This window comes from Brenneria uluponensis, from assembly GCF_032395385.1.
Taxonomy (GTDB): domain Bacteria; phylum Pseudomonadota; class Gammaproteobacteria; order Enterobacterales; family Enterobacteriaceae; genus Prodigiosinella; species Prodigiosinella aquatilis.
The window spans coordinates 1,630,737-1,649,904 of record NZ_CP135917.1; the positions used below are offsets into that span (position 1 = coordinate 1,630,737).

18 protein-coding genes are annotated in these 19,168 nt (G+C 50.9%); 13 read left to right on the forward strand and 5 right to left on the reverse strand.

Annotation, left to right across the window (positions count from 1 at the left end; translation table 11 throughout):
* The first annotated feature begins 36 nt into the window (after positions 1 to 36).
* Genes aroC through RS889_RS07630 form a run of 5 tightly spaced genes read left to right on the forward strand, consistent with a single transcriptional unit; the run spans position 37 to position 3,650 of the window.
* Positions 37 to 1,122: a chorismate synthase gene (gene aroC, locus RS889_RS07610; protein ID WP_315710085.1), complete on the forward strand. Its 1,086-nt coding sequence runs from the start codon at positions 37 to 39 to the stop codon at positions 1,120 to 1,122.
* A gap of 6 nt (positions 1,123 to 1,128) precedes the next feature.
* Entirely contained in the window at positions 1,129 to 1,959 is an 831-nt protein-coding gene (mepA, locus tag RS889_RS07615; RefSeq protein WP_315710086.1) for a penicillin-insensitive murein endopeptidase, read from the forward strand.
* Positions 1,960 to 1,962: 3 nt separating this feature from the next.
* Positions 1,963 to 2,766: a sulfite exporter TauE/SafE family protein gene (locus RS889_RS07620; RefSeq protein WP_021016682.1), complete on the forward strand. Its 804-nt coding sequence runs from the start codon at positions 1,963 to 1,965 to the stop codon at positions 2,764 to 2,766.
* A complete protein-coding gene (locus RS889_RS07625) occupies positions 2,763 to 3,329 on the forward strand; it encodes an elongation factor P hydroxylase (RefSeq protein ID WP_021016681.1) in 567 nt (188 codons plus the stop codon). The genes RS889_RS07620 and RS889_RS07625 overlap by 4 nt, the downstream gene beginning before the upstream one ends.
* Positions 3,330 to 3,362: 33 nt before the next feature.
* The gene (locus RS889_RS07630; protein WP_021016680.1) at positions 3,363 to 3,650 is read left to right on the forward strand and encodes a YfcL family protein; all 288 of its coding nucleotides are present in this window, start codon (positions 3,363 to 3,365) and stop codon (positions 3,648 to 3,650) included.
* Between the two features lie 71 nt (positions 3,651 to 3,721).
* Here RS889_RS07630 and mnmC read toward each other — a convergent pair whose 3' ends face one another.
* The gene (gene mnmC / locus RS889_RS07635; RefSeq protein WP_315710087.1) at positions 3,722 to 5,740 is read right to left on the reverse strand and encodes a bifunctional tRNA (5-methylaminomethyl-2-thiouridine)(34)-methyltransferase MnmC2/FAD-dependent 5-carboxymethylaminomethyl-2-thiouridine(34) oxidoreductase MnmC1; all 2,019 of its coding nucleotides are present in this window, start codon (positions 5,738 to 5,740) and stop codon (positions 3,722 to 3,724) included.
* A gap of 159 nt (positions 5,741 to 5,899) precedes the next feature.
* Between mnmC and fabB the strand changes: the two genes are divergently transcribed.
* Entirely contained in the window at positions 5,900 to 7,114 is a 1,215-nt protein-coding gene (fabB, locus tag RS889_RS07640; RefSeq protein WP_315710088.1) for a beta-ketoacyl-ACP synthase I, read from the forward strand.
* A gap of 116 nt (positions 7,115 to 7,230) precedes the next feature.
* On the opposite strand, the gene flk is transcribed toward fabB, so the two are convergent.
* The 4 genes from flk to RS889_RS07660 all read right to left on the reverse strand — a co-directional run bounded on the left by flk (position 7,231) and on the right by RS889_RS07660 (position 11,647).
* Complete coding sequence (gene flk / locus RS889_RS07645) at positions 7,231 to 8,376, reverse strand: flagella biosynthesis regulator Flk (protein WP_315710090.1); 1,146 nt, start codon at positions 8,374 to 8,376, stop codon at positions 7,231 to 7,233.
* 314 nt (positions 8,377 to 8,690) lie between these two features.
* Positions 8,691 to 10,208 (reverse strand): tripartite tricarboxylate transporter permease, encoded by a 1,518-nt coding sequence (locus tag RS889_RS07650; RefSeq protein WP_021016676.1) that lies wholly within the window; start codon positions 10,206 to 10,208, stop codon positions 8,691 to 8,693.
* A 15-nt stretch (positions 10,209 to 10,223) separates the two neighbouring features.
* Positions 10,224 to 10,655 carry a tripartite tricarboxylate transporter TctB family protein gene (locus tag RS889_RS07655; RefSeq protein WP_315710091.1) on the reverse strand — a complete coding sequence of 144 codons (432 nt, stop codon included), beginning with the start codon at positions 10,653 to 10,655 and terminating at the stop codon, positions 10,224 to 10,226.
* An 11-nt stretch (positions 10,656 to 10,666) separates the two neighbouring features.
* On the reverse strand, positions 10,667 to 11,647 hold the full coding sequence (locus RS889_RS07660; protein ID WP_315710092.1) for a Bug family tripartite tricarboxylate transporter substrate binding protein: 981 nt from the start codon (positions 11,645 to 11,647) through the stop codon (positions 10,667 to 10,669).
* 357 nt (positions 11,648 to 12,004) lie between these two features.
* Here RS889_RS07660 and tctD point away from each other — a divergent pair, with 357 nt between their 5' ends.
* From tctD to accD, 7 genes are all read left to right on the forward strand, one after another.
* Positions 12,005 to 12,679: a transcriptional regulator TctD gene (gene tctD / locus RS889_RS07665; protein WP_021016673.1), complete on the forward strand. Its 675-nt coding sequence runs from the start codon at positions 12,005 to 12,007 to the stop codon at positions 12,677 to 12,679.
* A complete protein-coding gene (locus tag RS889_RS07670) occupies positions 12,666 to 14,060 on the forward strand; it encodes a sensor histidine kinase (RefSeq protein WP_315710093.1) in 1,395 nt (464 codons plus the stop codon). The genes tctD and RS889_RS07670 overlap by 14 nt, the downstream gene beginning before the upstream one ends.
* A gap of 143 nt (positions 14,061 to 14,203) precedes the next feature.
* A complete protein-coding gene (pdxB, locus tag RS889_RS07675; protein WP_315710094.1) occupies positions 14,204 to 15,340 on the forward strand; it encodes a 4-phosphoerythronate dehydrogenase PdxB in 1,137 nt (378 codons plus the stop codon).
* A gap of 87 nt (positions 15,341 to 15,427) precedes the next feature.
* A complete protein-coding gene (locus tag RS889_RS07680; RefSeq protein WP_315710095.1) occupies positions 15,428 to 16,438 on the forward strand; it encodes an aspartate-semialdehyde dehydrogenase in 1,011 nt (336 codons plus the stop codon).
* Positions 16,438 to 17,262, forward strand: coding sequence for a tRNA pseudouridine(38-40) synthase TruA (gene truA / locus RS889_RS07685; RefSeq protein WP_021016669.1), 825 nt, complete (start codon positions 16,438 to 16,440; stop codon positions 17,260 to 17,262). The genes RS889_RS07680 and truA overlap by 1 nt, the downstream gene beginning before the upstream one ends.
* Positions 17,263 to 17,316: 54 nt before the next feature.
* Entirely contained in the window at positions 17,317 to 17,979 is a 663-nt protein-coding gene (locus RS889_RS07690) for a DedA family protein (RefSeq protein ID WP_037382169.1), read from the forward strand.
* Between the two features lie 231 nt (positions 17,980 to 18,210).
* Positions 18,211 to 19,122, forward strand: a complete 912-nt coding sequence (gene accD / locus RS889_RS07695; RefSeq protein WP_315710952.1) for an acetyl-CoA carboxylase, carboxyltransferase subunit beta — start codon at positions 18,211 to 18,213, stop codon at positions 19,120 to 19,122.
* The last annotated feature ends 46 nt before the right edge of the window (positions 19,123 to 19,168 follow it).

Sequence of the window (19,168 nt, forward strand, 5' to 3'; positions counted from 1 at the left end):
AATGACCTAATTCTTTTATCACGCTAAGGAGATGTGATGGCAGGAAACAGTATTGGTCAGTTTTTCCGTGTCACCACCTTTGGTGAGTCTCATGGTATTGCCTTGGGCTGCGTTGTGGACGGCGTCCCCCCCGGTATCCCATTGACTGAAGCAGATTTACAGCACGATCTTGATCGCCGCCGTCCGGGAACTTCCCGCTATACCACCCAGCGTCGGGAACCGGATCAGGTCCGTATTTTGTCCGGTGTATTTGAAGGGGTGACTACCGGAACCAGTATTGGCCTGCTGATTGAGAATACCGATCAGCGCTCGCAGGACTACGGTGCTATTAAAGATCTGTTCCGGCCGGGGCATGCAGATTACACCTATGAACAGAAATACGGGATCCGAGATTACCGTGGCGGTGGGCGGTCCTCGGCTCGTGAAACCGCGATGCGTGTGGCTGCCGGGGCAATTGCCAAAAAATATTTGCAGCAACAGCATGGTATTCAAATCCGCGGTTATCTGGCCCAGATCGGGGAAGTCAGTTGTGAATTGAAAGACTGGGATCAGGTTGAACAGAATCCGTTCTTTTGTCCGGATCCAGATAAGCTGGAAGCCTTGGATGAACTGATGCGTGGGCTGAAGAAAGCCGGGGATTCCATTGGAGCCAAGATTACGGTGGTAGCGGAGTCTGTCCCGGCAGGGCTGGGAGAACCGGTGTTTGATCGTCTTGATGCCGATCTGGCCCATGCACTGATGAGCATTAATGCTGTAAAAGGTGTGGAGATCGGTGACGGCTTTGCGGTGGTGACCAAACGTGGCAGCGAAAACCGCGATGAAATAACTCCGGATGGTTTTCAGAGCAATCATGCTGGCGGTATTCTGGGGGGTATCAGTAGTGGTCAGGCAGTTATTGCACATCTGGCACTGAAGCCTACATCCAGCATTATGGTGCCAGGCCGCACGATTAATCGCGACGGTGAAGCGGCTGAAATGGTTACCCGTGGGCGTCACGATCCTTGTGTGGGTATTCGTGCCGTTCCTATCGCTGAGGCGATGATGGCGATTGTACTGATGGATCATCTGCTGCGTCAGCGGGCTCAGTGTGGTGATGTTGTCAGTCAGGTTCCCCGTTGGTAAGGCAGCATGAAAACAGGTTTGATAGCAATGGCGGCACTGTTGCTGAGTGTCGCAGCCGAGGCAAAAACGCCCTGGCAGGAAGTTACCCACCCGATAGCTGGCACGGCACAGTCCATTGGCAGTTTTGCCAATGGCTGTATCATCGGTGCGCAACCGTTAGCGCTGCAATCGTCGGATTATCAGGTTATGCGCGTCGATCAACGCCGTTATTTCGGTCATCCGGAGCTAGTGGCGTTTATTTATCGTCTGAGCTCGCAAATACGTCGTGCCACCGGGGCGGAATTGCTGATTGGCGATATGGGAATGCCTGCCGGTGGTCGTTTCAGTAACGGCCATGTCAGCCACCAATCTGGTCTGGATGTGGATATCTGGTTACAACTACCCCGTCGTCGCTGGAGCCAACAGCAACTACTTCAACCACAGCCTGTGGATTTGGTGATGGCGGGTGACCGGCAAGTCAATCCTCATCTGTGGCGACCTGAGATCGACTATTTGATAAAAACGGCGGCACTGGATAGAGACGTAACACGTATTTTCGTTAATCCGGCGATTAAAAAGCAGCTTTGTCGTGAAGCCGGTGAGGATCGTGCATGGTTGCATAAAGTCCGCCCGTGGTTTGCTCACCGTGCCCATATGCATGTCCGTCTGCGTTGTCCGGCTGATAGTCTGGAGTGTCAGGAGCAGGACTCTCCGCCCGCAGGTGATGGCTGTGGGGCTGAACTCTCCAGTTGGTTTCAGCCGCGCCAGCCGAGTACTAAGACACCAGTAAAAACGTTACCGCCCCCGTTGCCCCCGTCGTGTCAGACACTCGTTGACAGACATTTTAGTGTGGAATAATTCATGGAATGGTTTGTTGTAGGGCCAGAAATGCTGGGCCTGTTGTTTTTCGTTGGCATGTTGGCGGGGTTTATTGATTCGATTGCTGGGGGCGGCGGACTGTTGACCATTCCTGCATTGTTAGCGGCGGGGCTTTCGCCTACGCAAGTTTTGGCGACCAATAAGCTCCAGGCCGTGGGCGGCTCTTTTTCCTCCAGCTTGTATTTTATCCGCCATCGCGCGGTAAAACTGGGAGAGCAGAAACTGGCTATCGCTTTTACTTTTGTGGGAGCGGTTTTCGGTGCCTGGCTGATTCAGCAGATTCATGCCGGTTTCTTGCGACAGCTTTTACCGGTACTGGTGATCGGGATCGGCCTTTATTTCCTGTTGGTGCCCAAAATAGGAAATAATGATCGGCAGCGTCGTTTATCCGCTGTGCCGTTTGCTCTGGTTACTGGTGGCTGTGTCGGATTTTATGACGGTTTTTTTGGGCCGGGAGCGGGATCTTTCTTCGCTCTCGGTTATGTCACACTGCATGGTTTTAACCTGGCGAAAGCGACTGCACATGCCAAAGTACTAAACTTCACATCCAATTTTGGCAGCCTGCTGTTTTTTATTCTGGGTGGGAAAGTCGTATGGGGATTGGGTGGGGTGATGCTGCTGGGACAAATCATTGGCGCGCGCCTCGGTGCCAGAATGGTCTTGACCAAAGGACAAAAACTGATTCGTCCTATGCTGGTGATGGTTTCTGCACTGATGAGCTGTAAGTTAATTTATGATAGTCACGGCAGCGCTATTTCGCAGTGGCTGGGACAGATCTTTTCATGACAACTTCACCACAACACACCGTAGTTCATCGCTATGATCAACTGATCCAACTGTTTAATGACTGCTTTAGCCGCGATTACAACACTCAGCTAATCAAGGGTGAGGATGAGCCGATTTATCTGCCAGCGGATGAACAGGTACCCTATCACCGGATTGTGTTTGCACATGGTTTTTATGCCAGCGCCATGCACGAAATTTCACACTGGTGTATTGCGGGTGCAGCGCGTCGTCTGCAAGTGGATTTCGGTTACTGGTATTGCCCCGATGGGCGCGATGCCGAAACTCAACATCAGTTTGAAGACGTTGAAATCAAGCCCCAAGCGCTGGAGTGGTTATTCTGCGTCGCGGCGGGTTTTCCCTTTAATGTTAGCTGCGATAACCTCAATGGCGAGGTAACGCCGGATCGTATTGCGTTTCAACGGCGGGTCCACGGCCAGGTTATGCACTATTTGCAGCATACTATTCCTGAACGTCCGGCGCGCTTTATTAACGCGTTACAATTGTTTTACAATACAGCGCCATTAACGAGCACGGACTTTCCATACCCCGACGATCTCTGCTGAGTGACCGGTAATATGAATAACTGAGGACGATAGATGATCGCAGAATTTGAAGCGCGTATTTTGACGCTGATCGATGACATGGTGGAACATGCCAGCGATGATGAACTTTTTGCCGGTGGCTACCTGCGCGGTCATTTGACGCTGGCTGTCGCCGAGGCGGAAGAGCATGGCGAGAATACGGCTGAAGCGCTGTGTACCCGAGTATATGGCAGTCTGCATAACGCGATTCAACATGGCGAGCTTTCCCCGCCCGACCAGGCGTTGGTGAATGACATGTGGGAACGACTTTATCTCCAGGCGCAGCACCAGCAGGCAAGTTAAGCCATGCTGTCTCATGGGCTGATTGATTGGCCCATGTTCGATTTATCGCCTGGACAGATATATAGATAACATTACACTGGCCGGCTTTTTAGCAACTTTCTTATCCAAAAGCGGTTTGGATTGAGTGCCGCCAGGGTTTCCTTATCCAGCGGCAACGGCTCACCGTATATTTGTGATGCCAGAATTTCTGCCGCCAGCGGTGCTGAACATAAACCCCGTGAGCCAAGCGCCCCCAGAATAAACAGGTTGCGGTGAACCGGCGCGGCAGCGCTCGCGTTTCCCGTCGCCAGTTGTTGTGGTAAATCCTGATAGTCTGTCACTGTCTGCTGATAATCAGGCACCGCTCCCAATAATGGCAGATGATCGCGAGTGGCGCAGCGGATACCACTGCGCGCCAACTGACCGCTGATATCAATGTCTTCTGACCAGGCGACATCTGGCAGACAATCAATCAGCCGTTGATGGTTCTGCTGCTGATCCTCTTCGCGGTAATCCGTTCCGCTATCACCACGCTGGTAACTGGCGCCGATACAGTGCTGCTGATGCTGTGGGCTGAGTGGTGTCAGGTAGCCATTGTAGCAGAGTACCTGTTTAAGTTGTCTCAAGCGTGGGGTGGTGGGGATATGCGTTACCTGGCCGCGGACGGGATAGGCAGGTAAATGTCGGGTCTGTTCCCACTCTGTTAATCGATGACCGTTGGCCAGAATCACTGTGGCGTGGTTCTCTTCCCGATCTTCATTGAGTACCAGCGTCCAGCCTGACGAAGTCTGCACCAGACGCTTTACCGGAGTATTCATCTGTGCTACCAGTCCACGCTGTTGTGCCAGCGCTAACGTGGCGGTCGTCAGTTCTGCCGGGCATAACCAGCCGCCTTGTGGATAGGTGATACCATGAGTCTGTAACGGCAAATCGACGAGTGTGGTCAATTCCTCTGCTGAATGGCCGGCAACCAGTTCCAACGGCCAGTGACCGGCAATAATTTTTGCTATCTTGCGGGCGCTTTTGTCATCGTAAGCCAGCTGACTTACACCACACCATTGGTGCTCAAATTGAACGCCCTGAGCGGCAAGGGCATCATAATAACGCCGTGCATAGGTAAATGCATTGGCGAAGAAACAGGATAGGGCATCGTGTTTATCGTTCAATAGCGGGTAGAGTGCCCCCTGGCGGTTGCCTGACGCACCTTGCCCCACCGTGTCGTCGGTACAATAAAGCGTGACGTGAGTTCCTCGCCGTTGCAGTGCCAACGCCGTTAGAATACTGGCTATACCACCACCGATAATTGCCACATCATGGGAATCTGTTGCCGCAGGCCGGGTATACCAGGGCGTGGTATCGAGTGCTGCTATGGCTTCTGGCACTGTACCGCATAGCATTTCCCGTTTATGACCAAACCCTTTGATTTTACTTACGTTAAAACCCGCTTGTTGTAGTCCGCGGCGAACGAATCCCGCTGCCGTGAAGGTTGCAAACGTACCTTGCGGACGACATAGTCTGGCCATTGCACCGAACAAATTCTCCGTCCACATATCCGGATTTTTGGCCGGGGCAAAGCCATCCAGAAACCAGGCGTCAACTTTATGTGTCAGACTATCGTCCAATTGGGGTAGCAACGCATTGATGTCACCGAACCATAAATCCAGCGTGATAGCGCCTTTTGCCAGGACCAGACGATGACAACCGGGTAATGCCATTGGCCATTGTTGACGCAATTCATTGGCATAGTGTGCCAGCTCCGGCCACTGAGCATGCGCGGCGGCCAGATCGTGGCAACGTAACGGAAACTTTTCAAAACTGATGAAATGAAGCCGACGCAGCACAGCATGTGGTGTCTGTTTGCGAAACTGATCAAATGCTTGCCACAAGGTAAGAAAATTCAACCCAGTACCAAACCCGGTTTCCGCAACAGTACATACCGTATCGGAATGGTAGGAAAAACGTACCGGAAAATGGTTCCCCTGTAAAAAGACGTAGCGGGTTTCATCCAATCCATTCTGATTGGAGAAGTAGACGTCATCAAACTGTTGCGATACAGGTGTACCCTGATCGTTCCAACTCAGTACAGCATGTTGAATGGGAAGGGTTGTCACGGCAACTAACTCATTATTCAGGCAGTGGTGCGATTTTAGCGATCAGTCGGTTAGGGCGCAAATTTGAGAAGAGTTCGTCTGATCGGACTTGTTCAGCTTACAAGTGTACGCTAAAGTGCATGGCTAAATCCCAAACTATATAAGTGGAAGAGGTATTGAATGAAACGTGCTGTAATTACTGGTCTGGGGATCATATCTAGCATCGGTAATAACCAAGAAGAAGTCCTGGCATCTTTACGTGAAGGCCGCTCAGGCATAACGTTTTCCCAAGAGCTGAAAGATTCCGGCATGCGTAGTCACGTATGGGGAAACGTTAAACTGGATACCGCTGGACTTATCGATCGCAAAGTTGTGCGTTTTATGAGTGATGCATCTATTTATGCTTATCTTTCTATGGAGCAAGCTATTGCAGACTCCGGTTTAGCACCGGATCAGGTTTCTAATGACCGTACTGGTCTGATTGTGGGCTCTGGTGGTGGTTCCCCACGCAACCAAGTGGCTGGTACAGATGGTATGCGTGCCAAAGGTTTGCGCGGTGTTGGCCCCTATATGGTAACCAAATCCATGGCATCTGGTGTTTCTGCCTGTCTGGCGACGCCGTTCAAAATCCGTGGTGTTAACTATTCCATCAGTTCTGCCTGTGCAACTTCGGCTCACTGTATCGGTAATGCGGTAGAGATGATTCAGTTGGGCAAGCAGGATGTTGTTTTTGCTGGTGGTGGTGAAGAGTTGTGCTGGGAAATGGCCTGTGAGTTTGATGCCATGGGCGCGTTGTCCACCAAGTACAATGACACGCCGGAAAAAGCGTCACGTACCTATGACGCGGATCGTGATGGTTTTGTTATCGCTGGCGGCGGCGGTATTGTGGTAGTGGAAGAACTGGAGCACGCATTGGCGCGTGGTGCGCACATCTATGCGGAAGTTGTTGGGTATGGTGCGACCTCCGATGGTGCTGATATGGTGGCTCCGTCAGGTGAAGGTGCCATGCGTTGTATGAAGATGGCTCTGCAAAGTGTTGATACACCGGTTGATTACATTAATACTCATGGTACATCTACACCAGTAGGTGATGTGAAGGAACTGTGGGCGATGCGTGAGGTTTTTGGCAACAATGTCCCGGCGTTTTCTTCAACCAAGTCGATGACCGGCCACTCTCTGGGAGCCGCAGGCGTTCAGGAAACCATCTACTCGCTGCTCATGCTGAAGCATGGTTTTATTGCACCGAGTATTAACATTGAAACGCAGGATGAATATGCCGAAGGCATGGAAATCATCACTAAGCCGACTGAACGTAAGCTAAACACCGTGATGTCCAATGGGTTTGGTTTCGGCGGAACTAACGCCGTGTTGGTAATGAGTAAATATCCTCAGTAACTCTCTCGCTGATACCGGGGTAGTATCTATCTACCCCGGAATTCTTCTGTGTTCCGGTTATGGTTTTTCCTCAGCAAAATTTCCTATCACTACAGCCCCTCTAAGTCGTTACTTCATCAGAACAGAATCCACAGCAGAAGCATCACCAGTAATGTACCCATTATGGCTAATGCCATCGGTTTACTAAATAATGGACGCCACTCTGTGGGTAGCATGGCAATAAATGGGTTGACCAGTGGTTGACCAGATAAGGCGTAGGCAGACGATGCTTTTTCCTGCGTATTCTGCAAACGTTTGCTGAACAAAAAAGTCACTATTTCATTGATCTGAAACGGTGTTAGCTGGGTTTGTGGTGTAGCGTTAAAATGAGTTTGGGCGTAATTCAGCAACATCTGCTGTTCTTGTGTATCGACAGGCTGTTTCAGTACGGTTTGCAGCGTTGCCAGCGTCGGCGCTGGATGATGCTGAATTAATGCCGTCTGCGTTTGCAGGAACTGGCTCAGTATTTGAAAATTTTTCGCGGGAATGGGATCCCCACTATCCAGGCCCTGGATATTCATCAGTGTCAGCCATACCTTGGCGACGGGTTCACCAGTGAGTGCTGTCAGGCGAGATACGAGTTGGTTCAGGCTGTTGTGTTCAGCAGGCAACAACGGTCGTTCCAGCGGTGTGGTGACCGATAAGGGAATGGGCGTGACAACCGAGCCGGGGGAAATGCCTTGCCCAGATTGTAACAATGGCCCTGATTGCGCTACCTGACCCGATGGGAGTACTCCCGATTGCAATGACTGGCTGACCTGCGGCATTTTGCCATTTTGCAGTAGTGTGACGACCTGTTGTAACTGTGAATGACTTAGTGAGCTGAGCACGGTATGACCGAATTGCTGACGAATAAACTGACTGACTGCCTGACGGTTATTTCCTTGCGGTAACAGTTCGGTAAGCTGTTGTAATAACTGGCGAGCGCCAAGTGTATCTTGTGCGGTGGAGAGTCGGGTCTGTAGCACTTGCTCGGCAGCCTTGAATTGCGTCGACATAATCTCCGCACCATTCTTGATTCCGAGATCATGGCGTAAACCAGCCCATATTTCCGCTGTTTTAGACGAACTGAGTGCCATGATTTTTACAATCAGCCGTTCCAGCGTGGTTCGCTGTGCTGGTGTCAAGGGTAAGTCTTCTCCCTGGGTACTGGCCTTTAACGATGGCGTATCGACTGTCTTGTCGCCTTGTAAAGAGTTACCGGGGCCGCTTACTGGTTGCATTGGGGATCCTTACCGGGTCGCTGTTCAGGGATTGTGCAACAGATTGAATAAAAGATAACCATGATATCAATCACCGGATCTTACGGGTAGTCAGGTCGCATGATTGTATAAAAAATTTTAGTCGAAAAGAGAACAGTGCACGTAAGCATAGATGCTGAATCGAATGGAGACCTCTGCGAAAAGGCGGTGTAACCGGAGTGAAACCTGTTGCCACCGTAATATTATGTCTACAGCATCTCTAATAACTGATGATGCCACGGAGGCAGTTCCGCTATCTCCGTGACGATATGTTGTTGTTTAACGAGGGGAGTACGTTATATCGGTTCTACTGATGACGTGCGATGATGGTATTTGCGCCAGACTTTCAGCACAACTGGCAGAATCAGCACGGCGATAGCCAGTATCAGCAGGCTTTTGCTGATAGTGCTGTCCCACAGAATGGCTAACCCGCCATTACTGATGGACAGAGCACGACGCAGATTTTGCTCCAACATGTCCCCCAGAACAAAGCCGAGAATCAGTGGTGACATAGGGAAATGCATTTTGCGTAGAATATAGCCAAATACGCCCAATCCCACCATTAGCATCAGATCGAACGTCGTACTGTGAACGGCATAAACACCCACAGCAGAAATGGCGGCAATGGCCGGAACCAGAAGTGACATAGGAACGTTCAGCATGCGGGTGAACAGGCCGATCATCGGAATGTTCATGATCAGCAGTATCAGGTTACCAATCAGTAAGGCGGCAATCAGTCCCCAGACGATATCTGGTTGCTCGGTAAACATGGCCGGGCCGGGCGTAATGTTATATAGCGTCAGTGCTCCTACCATGACAGCGGTGGTGCCAGAACCAGGGATACCCAGTGTCAGCATGGGAATAAATGAACCGCAGGCCGAGGCGTTATTTGCTGCTTCAGGCGCGGCGATACCGCGAATATCACCTTTGCCGAAGGTGTCGCTATTGCCGCTGAGTTTTTTCTCGGTCATCCAGGCGATAGCGCTGGCAATGGTGGCGCCCGCGCCAGGCAGTACGCCGATAAAAAATCCCATTAGAGAAGAACGAATCGTCGGGCCGGCGCACTGCATGGCTTCTTTGGCGTTAAATAGCATGCGGCCGGTGTGTTTTACCGCTTTTTGTCCGCCACTGGTGCTTTCCAGCATCAGCAGAATTTCACTCACGGAGAACAGGCCGATGACCACGACGACGAACTGGATACCATCGGAAAGATGTACGTTATCAAAGGTGAAACGATATACACCGGTATTGGCATCCACCCCTACGGTGGCCAGGCTCAACCCTATCAATGCCGCCAGAAATGACTTCAGCGGATTTTGACTCATCATGCTGCCCAGACACGCAATAGCGAACACCATCAGGGCAAAATACTCCGCCGGACCGAAGGCCAGTGCCCAGTTAGCCAATAATGGTGCAAACAGAATAATGCCGAGAATGGCGATAGTGGAGCCAATAAAGGAACTGACAGCGGAAATCGAAAGTGCGATACCCGCCTTGCCTTGCTGTGCCAATGGATAGCCATCCAATGCTGTCATGATGGCACCTGCATCACCAGGCACATTAAGCAGGATAGATGAAATACGGCCACCATATTCACAGCCAATGTAAACTGTTGCCAGTAGGATTAATGCTGACTCGGCAGGCAGTTTCAATGCAAAGGCTAAGGGCATCAGGATAGCGACGCCGTTGATTGGGCCCAAACCGGGAAGCAAACCTACCACAGTACCGATAAAACAGCCAATCAGGGCAATGACCAGGTTTTCCGGCGTCATGGCTACCGCAAATCCTTGCATCAGAAAATACCAGGTTTCCATTGTATTTATCTCCCCTTAGCTGAATACGCTGCCAATCGGCAGCGTGACATCAAGTAGTCTATCGAAGGCGTAGAACAGAAAAACGCCCATGACACATCCAGATATTGCAGCGGCCCACCAGGTGGCGCCAAATAACATGCCAATGCAAAATGCCAGCAGGGCGGTGTCCAGTGGAAACCCCAGCCGCTCAAACCACCAGGCGTAAACAAACAGGGCGACAATCAGGGTCAGAAGGCGTTTTAACAACGTGTAATGCGGCCATGACACCGTATCCGATTTCCGTATCAGCATAAAAATGGCACATATGGACATCAACAGCAGAATGCCGATAGGAAAAGGACGTGGTCCTACAGGTTCGTAACTGTATTCACTCTGAATTCCCCAGCCGATATATAGTCCAGCGAGACAGAGCAACAACCAAATGCCTGCGAATAAACGGTCACTCATGGCAACCTCCATTATTTTGCCAGACCAAAGTCTTTTGCTTGCTCGTGATAGTCGACGACCTGTCTTTTGACATAGGCATCCAGGTCTTTACCCGTCATATTGAATTCAAACAGACCACGCATATCGCGTTGTTTCTTGAACTCGTCGCTGGCGGCCATTTTTTTGAAAATCGTTTCCCACCACTGGTAGGTAGTATCACTGACTTTCGGACCGAGGTAAAAGCCGCGAATGACCGGCCATACCAGGTCATAACCCTGCTCTTTGGCCGTTGGAATATTGGCTAACTGACCGGGTAGACGGTTATTGGAAAATACGGCCAACACACGGATTTTCCCACTTTTCAAATGGGGAACCATTTCACTCATATCGCCAGAAACCACCTGAACATGTCCACCGAGCATGGCGGTCAGTGGTTCACCACCACCTTCAAAAGCGACATAGCGCATTTTTCGTGGGTCGATACCGGCATAGCGTGCCAGCAACGCACTTTTCATCCAATCCTGACTGCCGATGGAGGCGCCTGCACCGATAACCACCTGATCGGGGTTTTTCTGCATGGCATTGAGTAGATCTTTCAGATTTTTGTAAGGCGAATCGGCGCGGACGGCCACCATGCCATAGTCGGTCCCCACGGCTGCCAGCCATTTCACATCATCAACGGTATAGCGGCCGAATTTTCCCTGCGAAAGATTAAGCAGTGAACCACCTGAAAACGCTACCACGGTACCTGGCTCATTCGGACGCTGTGCAATGATGGTGTTATAGGCTACTGCCCCCACGCCGCCGGGCATATAAGTGACGCGCATCGGACTGTCTATCAGTTTGGTTTCCTGCAATGTCACTTGCAGCAGTTTACAGGTGAGATCAAATCCACCGCCAGGTTTGGCTGGCGCAATACATTCGGTACGTGATGGCGTGTCTGCCGCCTGAACTATGGGTACTGCAAACAGTAGAGTAGAGGCGGTAAGGGTAAGGCAGAGGTATTTTTTCATGATGACTCCTCATATTTATGCTGTTGGTGCATCCCTGTCACGGGAACGGTCGGTTGTTGAATTGTTACGGATGTAACCTTTCAGTTACCTTTCAATCGCTATAAAAGTTTCACTGATGTGATTTACATCGCTTAAAACAGGTGATAGAGGCGACAGGAATAGATGAAAGTGTTAATGGAATGCTGGATGTTGGTTCGCAAATTGAAACTTTTGTTGTGTCCGTCTTCCCATCAATGGTCATTATTGCCTCGGTGATGTGGTAAATAAATGGTGTCTGAAATACGAATGACTGATAAGGCAATTTTTTGATGACAACGATTTTTAACCAGAATAGTTTTTCACAATAGGTTGTTTGTAATGCGTATTTTACTTGTCGAGGATCATCCGGAACTGGCGCACTGGTTGCAGAAAGCACTCAGTGGTGCCGGGTTCGCGGTAGATCTGGTCGGCGATGGGCTGTCAGCAGATCATCTGTTGCAGAACGAATGTTATGCACTGGTTGTACTGGATGTCTCTTTGCCGCGGATGAACGGGCTGGAATTGTTGGCTCGGATCAGAAAACGTGGTCAGAGCCTGCCAGTGCTGTTGCTTACGGCACGCTCCGGCGTGGCTGATCGCGTCAAGGGGTTGAATTCAGGGGCGGATGATTACCTCACCAAACCGTTTGAACTGGAGGAATTGGAAGCCCGACTGCGGGCTTTACTGCGGCGCAGTCGCGGGCAGATGCAGGAAGTGCAACATTTTGGTGACTTGAGTTGGCATGACGAGGGGTATTTTTTGCTACAGGGCAAACCTCTGACATTAACGCCACGGGAATTGGCGGTACTGAATACGTTAATGCAACGGTGTGGTCGTCCGGTTTCCCGCCAACATGTTTACGACCAGGTATTTACGCTGACCGATGATGCCAATCCGGAAAGTATCGATCTTTATGTCCACCGTGTGCGTAAAAAACTGGCGGGCAGTAATGTGGTTATCGTGACATTGCGGGGGCTGGGATACAGTCTTGAGTGCCAGAATGCGTCTGACTGACTCATTACGTGGTCAACTGATTTTATATCTCGGCATGCCGATGCTGCTGTTGTGGGCGCTATCGGTATGGACGCATTACCATAATGCGGTAGCGGCGGCCACGCAGGCTTATGATCGCATGTTGCTGGCTTCTGCACGGACGGTTGCAGAGCGTCTGACCGTGCGGCAGGGTCACCTGGTAGTAGATGTTCCCTGGGTAGTGCTTGATAGTTTTGAGCGTAACATGAACGATCATCTCTATTACCAGGTGTTGTCTACCAACGGGGAAACGCTTTCCGGCTATGATGACCTACCGCCTTTGCCACCCAATACACCATTATCGACGCTTTATCCGGCATTGGTACATTTCTATGATGCGCAGTATCGTGGTCGGGATATTCGAATTGCCGCGCTTTGGCAACCGGTCAATGAAGATAGTGTAGACGGCATGGCGCTGATTCTGGTGGCGGAAACGTTGTCTTCCCGACAGGATTTTGCCCGTCAGTTACTGATTACCGCTATTATCAGTCAGGGTGCTTTGGTTTTGATCACGGTGATCCTGGCTATTTTTCTGTTGAAAAAACTGCTGCAACCGCTGCGTCGTCTTTCCAGTCTGATGTTGCGGCGTGATCCCGGCGATTTAACGCCATTGCCGCCCATTTTACCCTGGTCGGAAACCCAACCGTTGATTCTGGCTTTCAATCGTTATATCGAGCGCCTAAGCAACATGGTTTCTCGTCAAGAACGGTTCAGCGCGGATGCTGCTCATCAGTTACGAACCCCCCTCGCTGTACTGAAAACCCAAGTTTCGGTTGCGTTATCCAGCCCTCAACCAGAATTGTGGCGTGAGAGTCTGGCGGGGATGAAACAAACGCTGGACAGCACTATCCAGTTAACCGATCGCTTATTACAACTGTCACGTTTGCGGGCGTACGATAATAGGGAACAGACATGGCAGACGGTGAATTTAGCCGAGCTGGTACGTGAAACCTGTTTTTCCCGTTTGCCACAGGCGCGCAGTAAATGCATTGATTTGGGGTATGAAGGCGCGGTGTCTTGTCTGATATGCGGTGAGCCGTTATTGCTGACAGAATTGTGCGCCAATTTATTGGATAATGCGTTGAAATATACACCATATGGCGGTGTGGTAACGGCCAGGGTCATCGGCCAACAACTTGAGATCGAAGACAGTGGTCCCGGAATCGCTGAAACTGACCGGGCACAGGCGATGATGCCGTTTCACCGTCTTGACAGTGGCGCAGGACTGCCGGGTACGGGATTGGGACTGGCGCTGGTCAAGGACATTACCGCCTGGCACGGGACGCGTGCCGAGCTTTCTCAGGGCGCTGAGCTGGGGGGGCTGCTGGTTCGAGTGCAGTTCAAAAAGCGCCCATCTGCCTGAACCATCGCTCTGCCATGTAGCACGTCGACAAGGTGTATTCCCGCGCTGCCGGTATTCCCTTACAGTAGTTTGTGGCAAAATAACCCCCCTTGCTTTCACTGGAACCGCGCGTTTGTCGCCAGACGTAAATCAGGAAATATAACGTGAAAATCCTCGTTGATGAAAATATGCCTTATGCCCGTGAGCTGTTCAGCCGACTGGGTGATGTTATTACCGTGCCGGGAAGGCCGATTCCGGTTGAGGCGCTGAATGGCGCTGATGCTCTGATGGTTCGCTCGGTCACGAAGGTCAATGCCAGTCTGTTGGCAGGGAAAACGATCAAATTTGTTGGTACGGCTACGGCGGGAACTGACCATGTTGATGAGGATTTCCTTCAGCAGCAGGGCATTGCTTTTTCTGCGGCCCCTGGTTGTAATGCCATTGCAGTGGTGGAGTACGTTTTTTCTGCCTTGTTGATGCTGGCGGAACGTGATGGATTCAGTCTGAAAGATCGCTGTGTCGGTATTATTGGTGTAGGGAATGTGGGGTCTCGTCTTCATGCCCGACTCAAGGCTTTTGGCGTCCGGACTCTGCTATGCGATCCGCCGCGTGCCGAACGTGGTGACAACGAGGACTTCCTGTCGCTGGAGCAGGTGGCGGGGCAGGCGGATATTCTGACTTTCCATGTCCCGTTGTTTAAAGACGGTCCGTATAAAACCTGGCATAACGTGGATGCGACACTGCTTGATTCACTGAGAGACGGCACTATTCTGATCAATGCCTGCCGTGGCCCGGTGGTAGATAATGCCGCCCTGCTCAATGTGCTCAAACAGGGGAAAAAACTTAGCGTAGTGCTGGATGTCTGGGAACCTGAGCCCGAGTTATCAACGGAACTATTAAGTCTGGTCGATATCGGTACTGCCCATATCGCTGGCTATACATTGGAAGGCAAAGCGCGCGGTACAACCCAGGTATTTGAGGCCTGGAGCCGTTTTATCGGCCAACCACAGCAGGTGGCATTGTCATCCTTATTACCGGCACCGGAGTTTACTGAAATCACGTTAACCGCCTCGCTGGATGAACGGCTGTTAAAACGGCTGGTGCATCTGGTGTATGATGTCCGCCACGATGATGCATTGTTGCGTCAGGCGGCACCTATTCCCGGTGGTTTTGATCGGTTACGCAAATTCTATCAGGAACGTCGGGAGTGGTCGTCACTGCATGTCATTTGCGTTGACCAGGGCAGTGCAGAACTGTTGAAGCAGTTAGGATTCAATGCTGTGGTCCAGGGTGAACGCTAGTCATTAGTTTATCAACGAATTCGTTTTTTCAGGCGGTGTCTTCACCGCCTGAGGTGTTTTATAAAAAGGTTGGGGGAGAAGAACCACATGTCCAATGGCTGGAATATAGCGGTGCTTGGCGCGACGGGCGCAGTAAGCTCTGCGTTGCTGGAGTTATTGCAGGAACGTGAATTTCCAGTGGGTGAGCTGTATCCGCTGGCCAGTGAACGCAGTGCGGGGGAAGTTATACGGTTCAATGGTCGCTCCAGACCGGTTGAAAATGTCGCAGACTTTGATTGGTCACAAGCGCAACTGGCTTTCTTTGTCGCCGGACAGGAGGCCAGTTCCCTCTATGCTGACGAAGCGGGGAATGCTGGATGCCTGGTTATTGACAGCAGTGGCCTGTTCGCGCAGGAACCGGATATTCCACTGGTGGTGCCGGGTGTTAATTCGCAGGTGCTGGCTGATTACCGTAATCGTAATATCGTGGCGGTGGCAAGCAGTCTGACCAGTCAGTTGCTGAGGGCCATTAAACCACTGACAGAACAGGCCGGACTTTCCCGCTTGCATGTGACCAATCTGTTATCAGTGTCGGCGCATGGTAAAGCTGCCGTGGACGATCTGGCCGGGCAAAGTGCTCGCTTGCTCAATGGTATTCCGCCAGAACCGGGCATTTTCCCGAAACAACTGGCATTCAACCTATTGCCATTACTACCAGATAATGAAGGAAGTGTAAGAGAAGAACGTCAACTGGTAGATCAAGTGAGGAAGGTGTTGCAGGATGATGGTTTGCCGATTTCGGTGAACTGTATTCAGTCACCGGTGTTCTATGGTCATGCTCAGGTCGTTCATCTTGAGGCATTACGTCCATTATCGGCAGAAGAGGCTCGTGATGAACTGAATCAGGCTGACGATATTGTGCTTAGTGAGGATCAGGATTACCCCACTCAGGTGGAAGATGCTTCTGGCAATATTCATCTCAGTATTGGTTGTCTGCGTAATGATTATGGCGTAGCAGAACTGCTGCAATTCTGGTCGGTGGCGGATAATATCCGCTTTGGTGGTGCTCTGATGGCGATAGAAACTGCTGAACGTCTGGTTGAGGAGTATCTGGGGTAATGACCGAGTTGCAGGTTGATGAAGGGGCGGTATCACTGAAGATTGCCCTGGGAATCGAGTATGACGGCAGCCGCTATTGTGGCTGGCAGCGTCAGGCAGACGTAGAAAGTGTACAAGGTTATCTTGAACGTGCGTTATCACAAGTCGCCAACGAACCGATTACTGTTTTCTGTGCTGGTCGGACGGATGCCGGCGTTCATGCGACGGGACAAGTTGTCCATTTTACAACGCATGCAGTGCGTAAAGATGCCGCCTGGACCATGGGCGTCAATGCGAATTTACCGCCTGATATCGCGGTTCGTTGGGTTAAAACCGTGGACGATGATTTTCATGCCCGTTTTAGTGCTACCGCCCGCCGTTACCGTTATGTCATCTATAATCACCGCTATCGGCCGGCTATCTTGTCTCGCGGTATCACACATTTTTACCTGCCACTGGATGCGGAACGTATGGAACGAGCGGGGCAGTGTCTGTTAGGGGAACATGATTTTACCTCGTTTCGCGCGATGCAATGTCAGTCCCGTACGCCGTGGCGGAATGTCAAGCATCTAAAGGTCACGCGTTATGGTGACTATATTGTGGTAGATATCAAAGCCAATGCCTTTGTGCATCATATGGTGCGCAATATTGTCGGCAGCCTGATGGAAGTGGGATGCGAAAACCAGCCGGAAGGCTGGATTGCCGATCTGCTGGCGGCCAAAGATCGTTCGTTGGCAGCTGCTACCGCCAAAGCGGAGGGACTTTATTTGGTGATGGTTGATTACCCGGCGAGTTTTGGTCTTCCCAAACTGGCCATGGGGCCATTATTTCTGGCTGATGACTGATTCTGGTTTATTCGGGAACGGAGTGCGCTGTTGCGCGGAGAGATATCCAATATGATGGAATTTGTACGGTTTGTTATCGATTTTATCTTGCACATTGATGTCCATTTGGCGGAATTGGTAACGCAGTATGGCGTTTGGGTCTATGCCATTTTGTTCATTATTTTATTCTGTGAAACCGGGCTGGTTGTTATTCCCTTCCTGCCGGGGGACTCCTTGCTCTTTGTCGCTGGTGCGCTGGCGGCGTTGCCATCAAATGCACTGGATATTCATCTGATTGTTGTTTTACTGGTGATCGCAGCTATTTTGGGGGATGCGGTGAATTATGCCATCGGATGGTTGTTTGGTGAGAAACTGTTCCGCAATCCTGATTCAAAGATTTTCCGTCGCCGCTATCTGGACAAAACGCATCAGTTTTATGTTCGTCATGGCGGGAAAACAATTATTCTGGCGCGCTTTGTACCGATTGTGAGAACATTTGCGCCGTTTGTGGCGGGAATGGGGCGCATGAGTTACCGGTACTTTGCCGCTTACAACGTGGTAGGCGCATTACTGTGGGTATTACTATTTTCCTATACGGGCTATCTGTTCGGTGATTTACCCTTCGTGCAGAAAAATCTGAAACTGCTGATTGTGGCAATCATCTTCATCTCTATTCTGCCCGGTATGATTGAGTTCTGGCGTCATAAAAGAGCTACGATACACAGTAGTAGGAAATAAGTGGAAAATTATTTTAACGCCCGGTTTGACCAGTTTTTTATCCACAGATCGGCGTCGTTATGCTTTAATGAGCGGCATTTATGGCTATGTTTATGTGGACAGCTATGAGTGTTAATGCCTACTCCTGTTCTTTCAGGTGTTCAGGCATCGCTTTTTCGGCTGCGTTACCATGGAATGGTAGCGCATAAGCAGCGTACTGGCGTACGCCAGGTTCAAGCAGAAAGGTTATCAATGAGCTGGATTGAACGAATTCTTAACAAAAGTAATATCACACCAACCCGCAAGGCGAACATCCCCGAAGGGGTTTGGACTAAATGTGATAGTTGCGGGCAGGTACTTTACCGCGCTGAACTGGAACGTAATCTGGGCGTGTGTCCTAAATGTGACCACCATATGCGTCTGTCCGCCCGTGCCCGTCTCAGCGCCTTCCTTGATAAAGAAGGTGCGATTGAGTTAGGTAGCGAACTGGAACCCAGAGATGTACTGAAGTTTAGAGACTCCAAAAAGTACAAGGATCGTCTGGTTGCTGCACAGAAGCAATCCGATGAAAAAGACGCCATGGTGGTCATGAAGGGGACGCTTTATGATATGCCAGTGGTAGTGGCATCCTTTGAGTTTTCGTTTATGGGCGGTTCCATGGCTTCGGTCGTCGGTGCACGGTTTGTGCGGGCTGTTGAGCAATCGCTGGAAGATAACTGTCCGCTGGTGTGTTTCTCCGCCAGTGGTGGTGCCCGTATGCAGGAAGCGCTGATGTCGCTGATGCAAATGGCGAAAACCAGCGCCGCGTTAGCCAAAATGCGTGAACGTGGACTGCCGTATATTTCAGTCCTGACTGATCCCACCATGGGTGGGGTGTCAGCTAGTCTGGCGATGCTCGGTGATCTGAATATTGCTGAGCCGAAAGCATTGATTGGTTTTGCCGGACCACGTGTTATTGAGCAGACGGTACGTGAAAAGTTGCCACCAGGCTTTCAGCGCAGTGAATTTCTGTTGGAAAAAGGCGCGATTGATATGATCATTCGCCGTCCCGAGATGCGCTATAAACTGGCGACTCTCCTTGCCAAATTGACTAACCATCCCGAGCCGGAGGACATTGCTGAACACCAGCATGTTGCCACTACCGAATCTCAGGATGAAGCCTGATTAAAATGATGAACAGGATGCGCGAGCACTACTGTGTTTCTCCGTG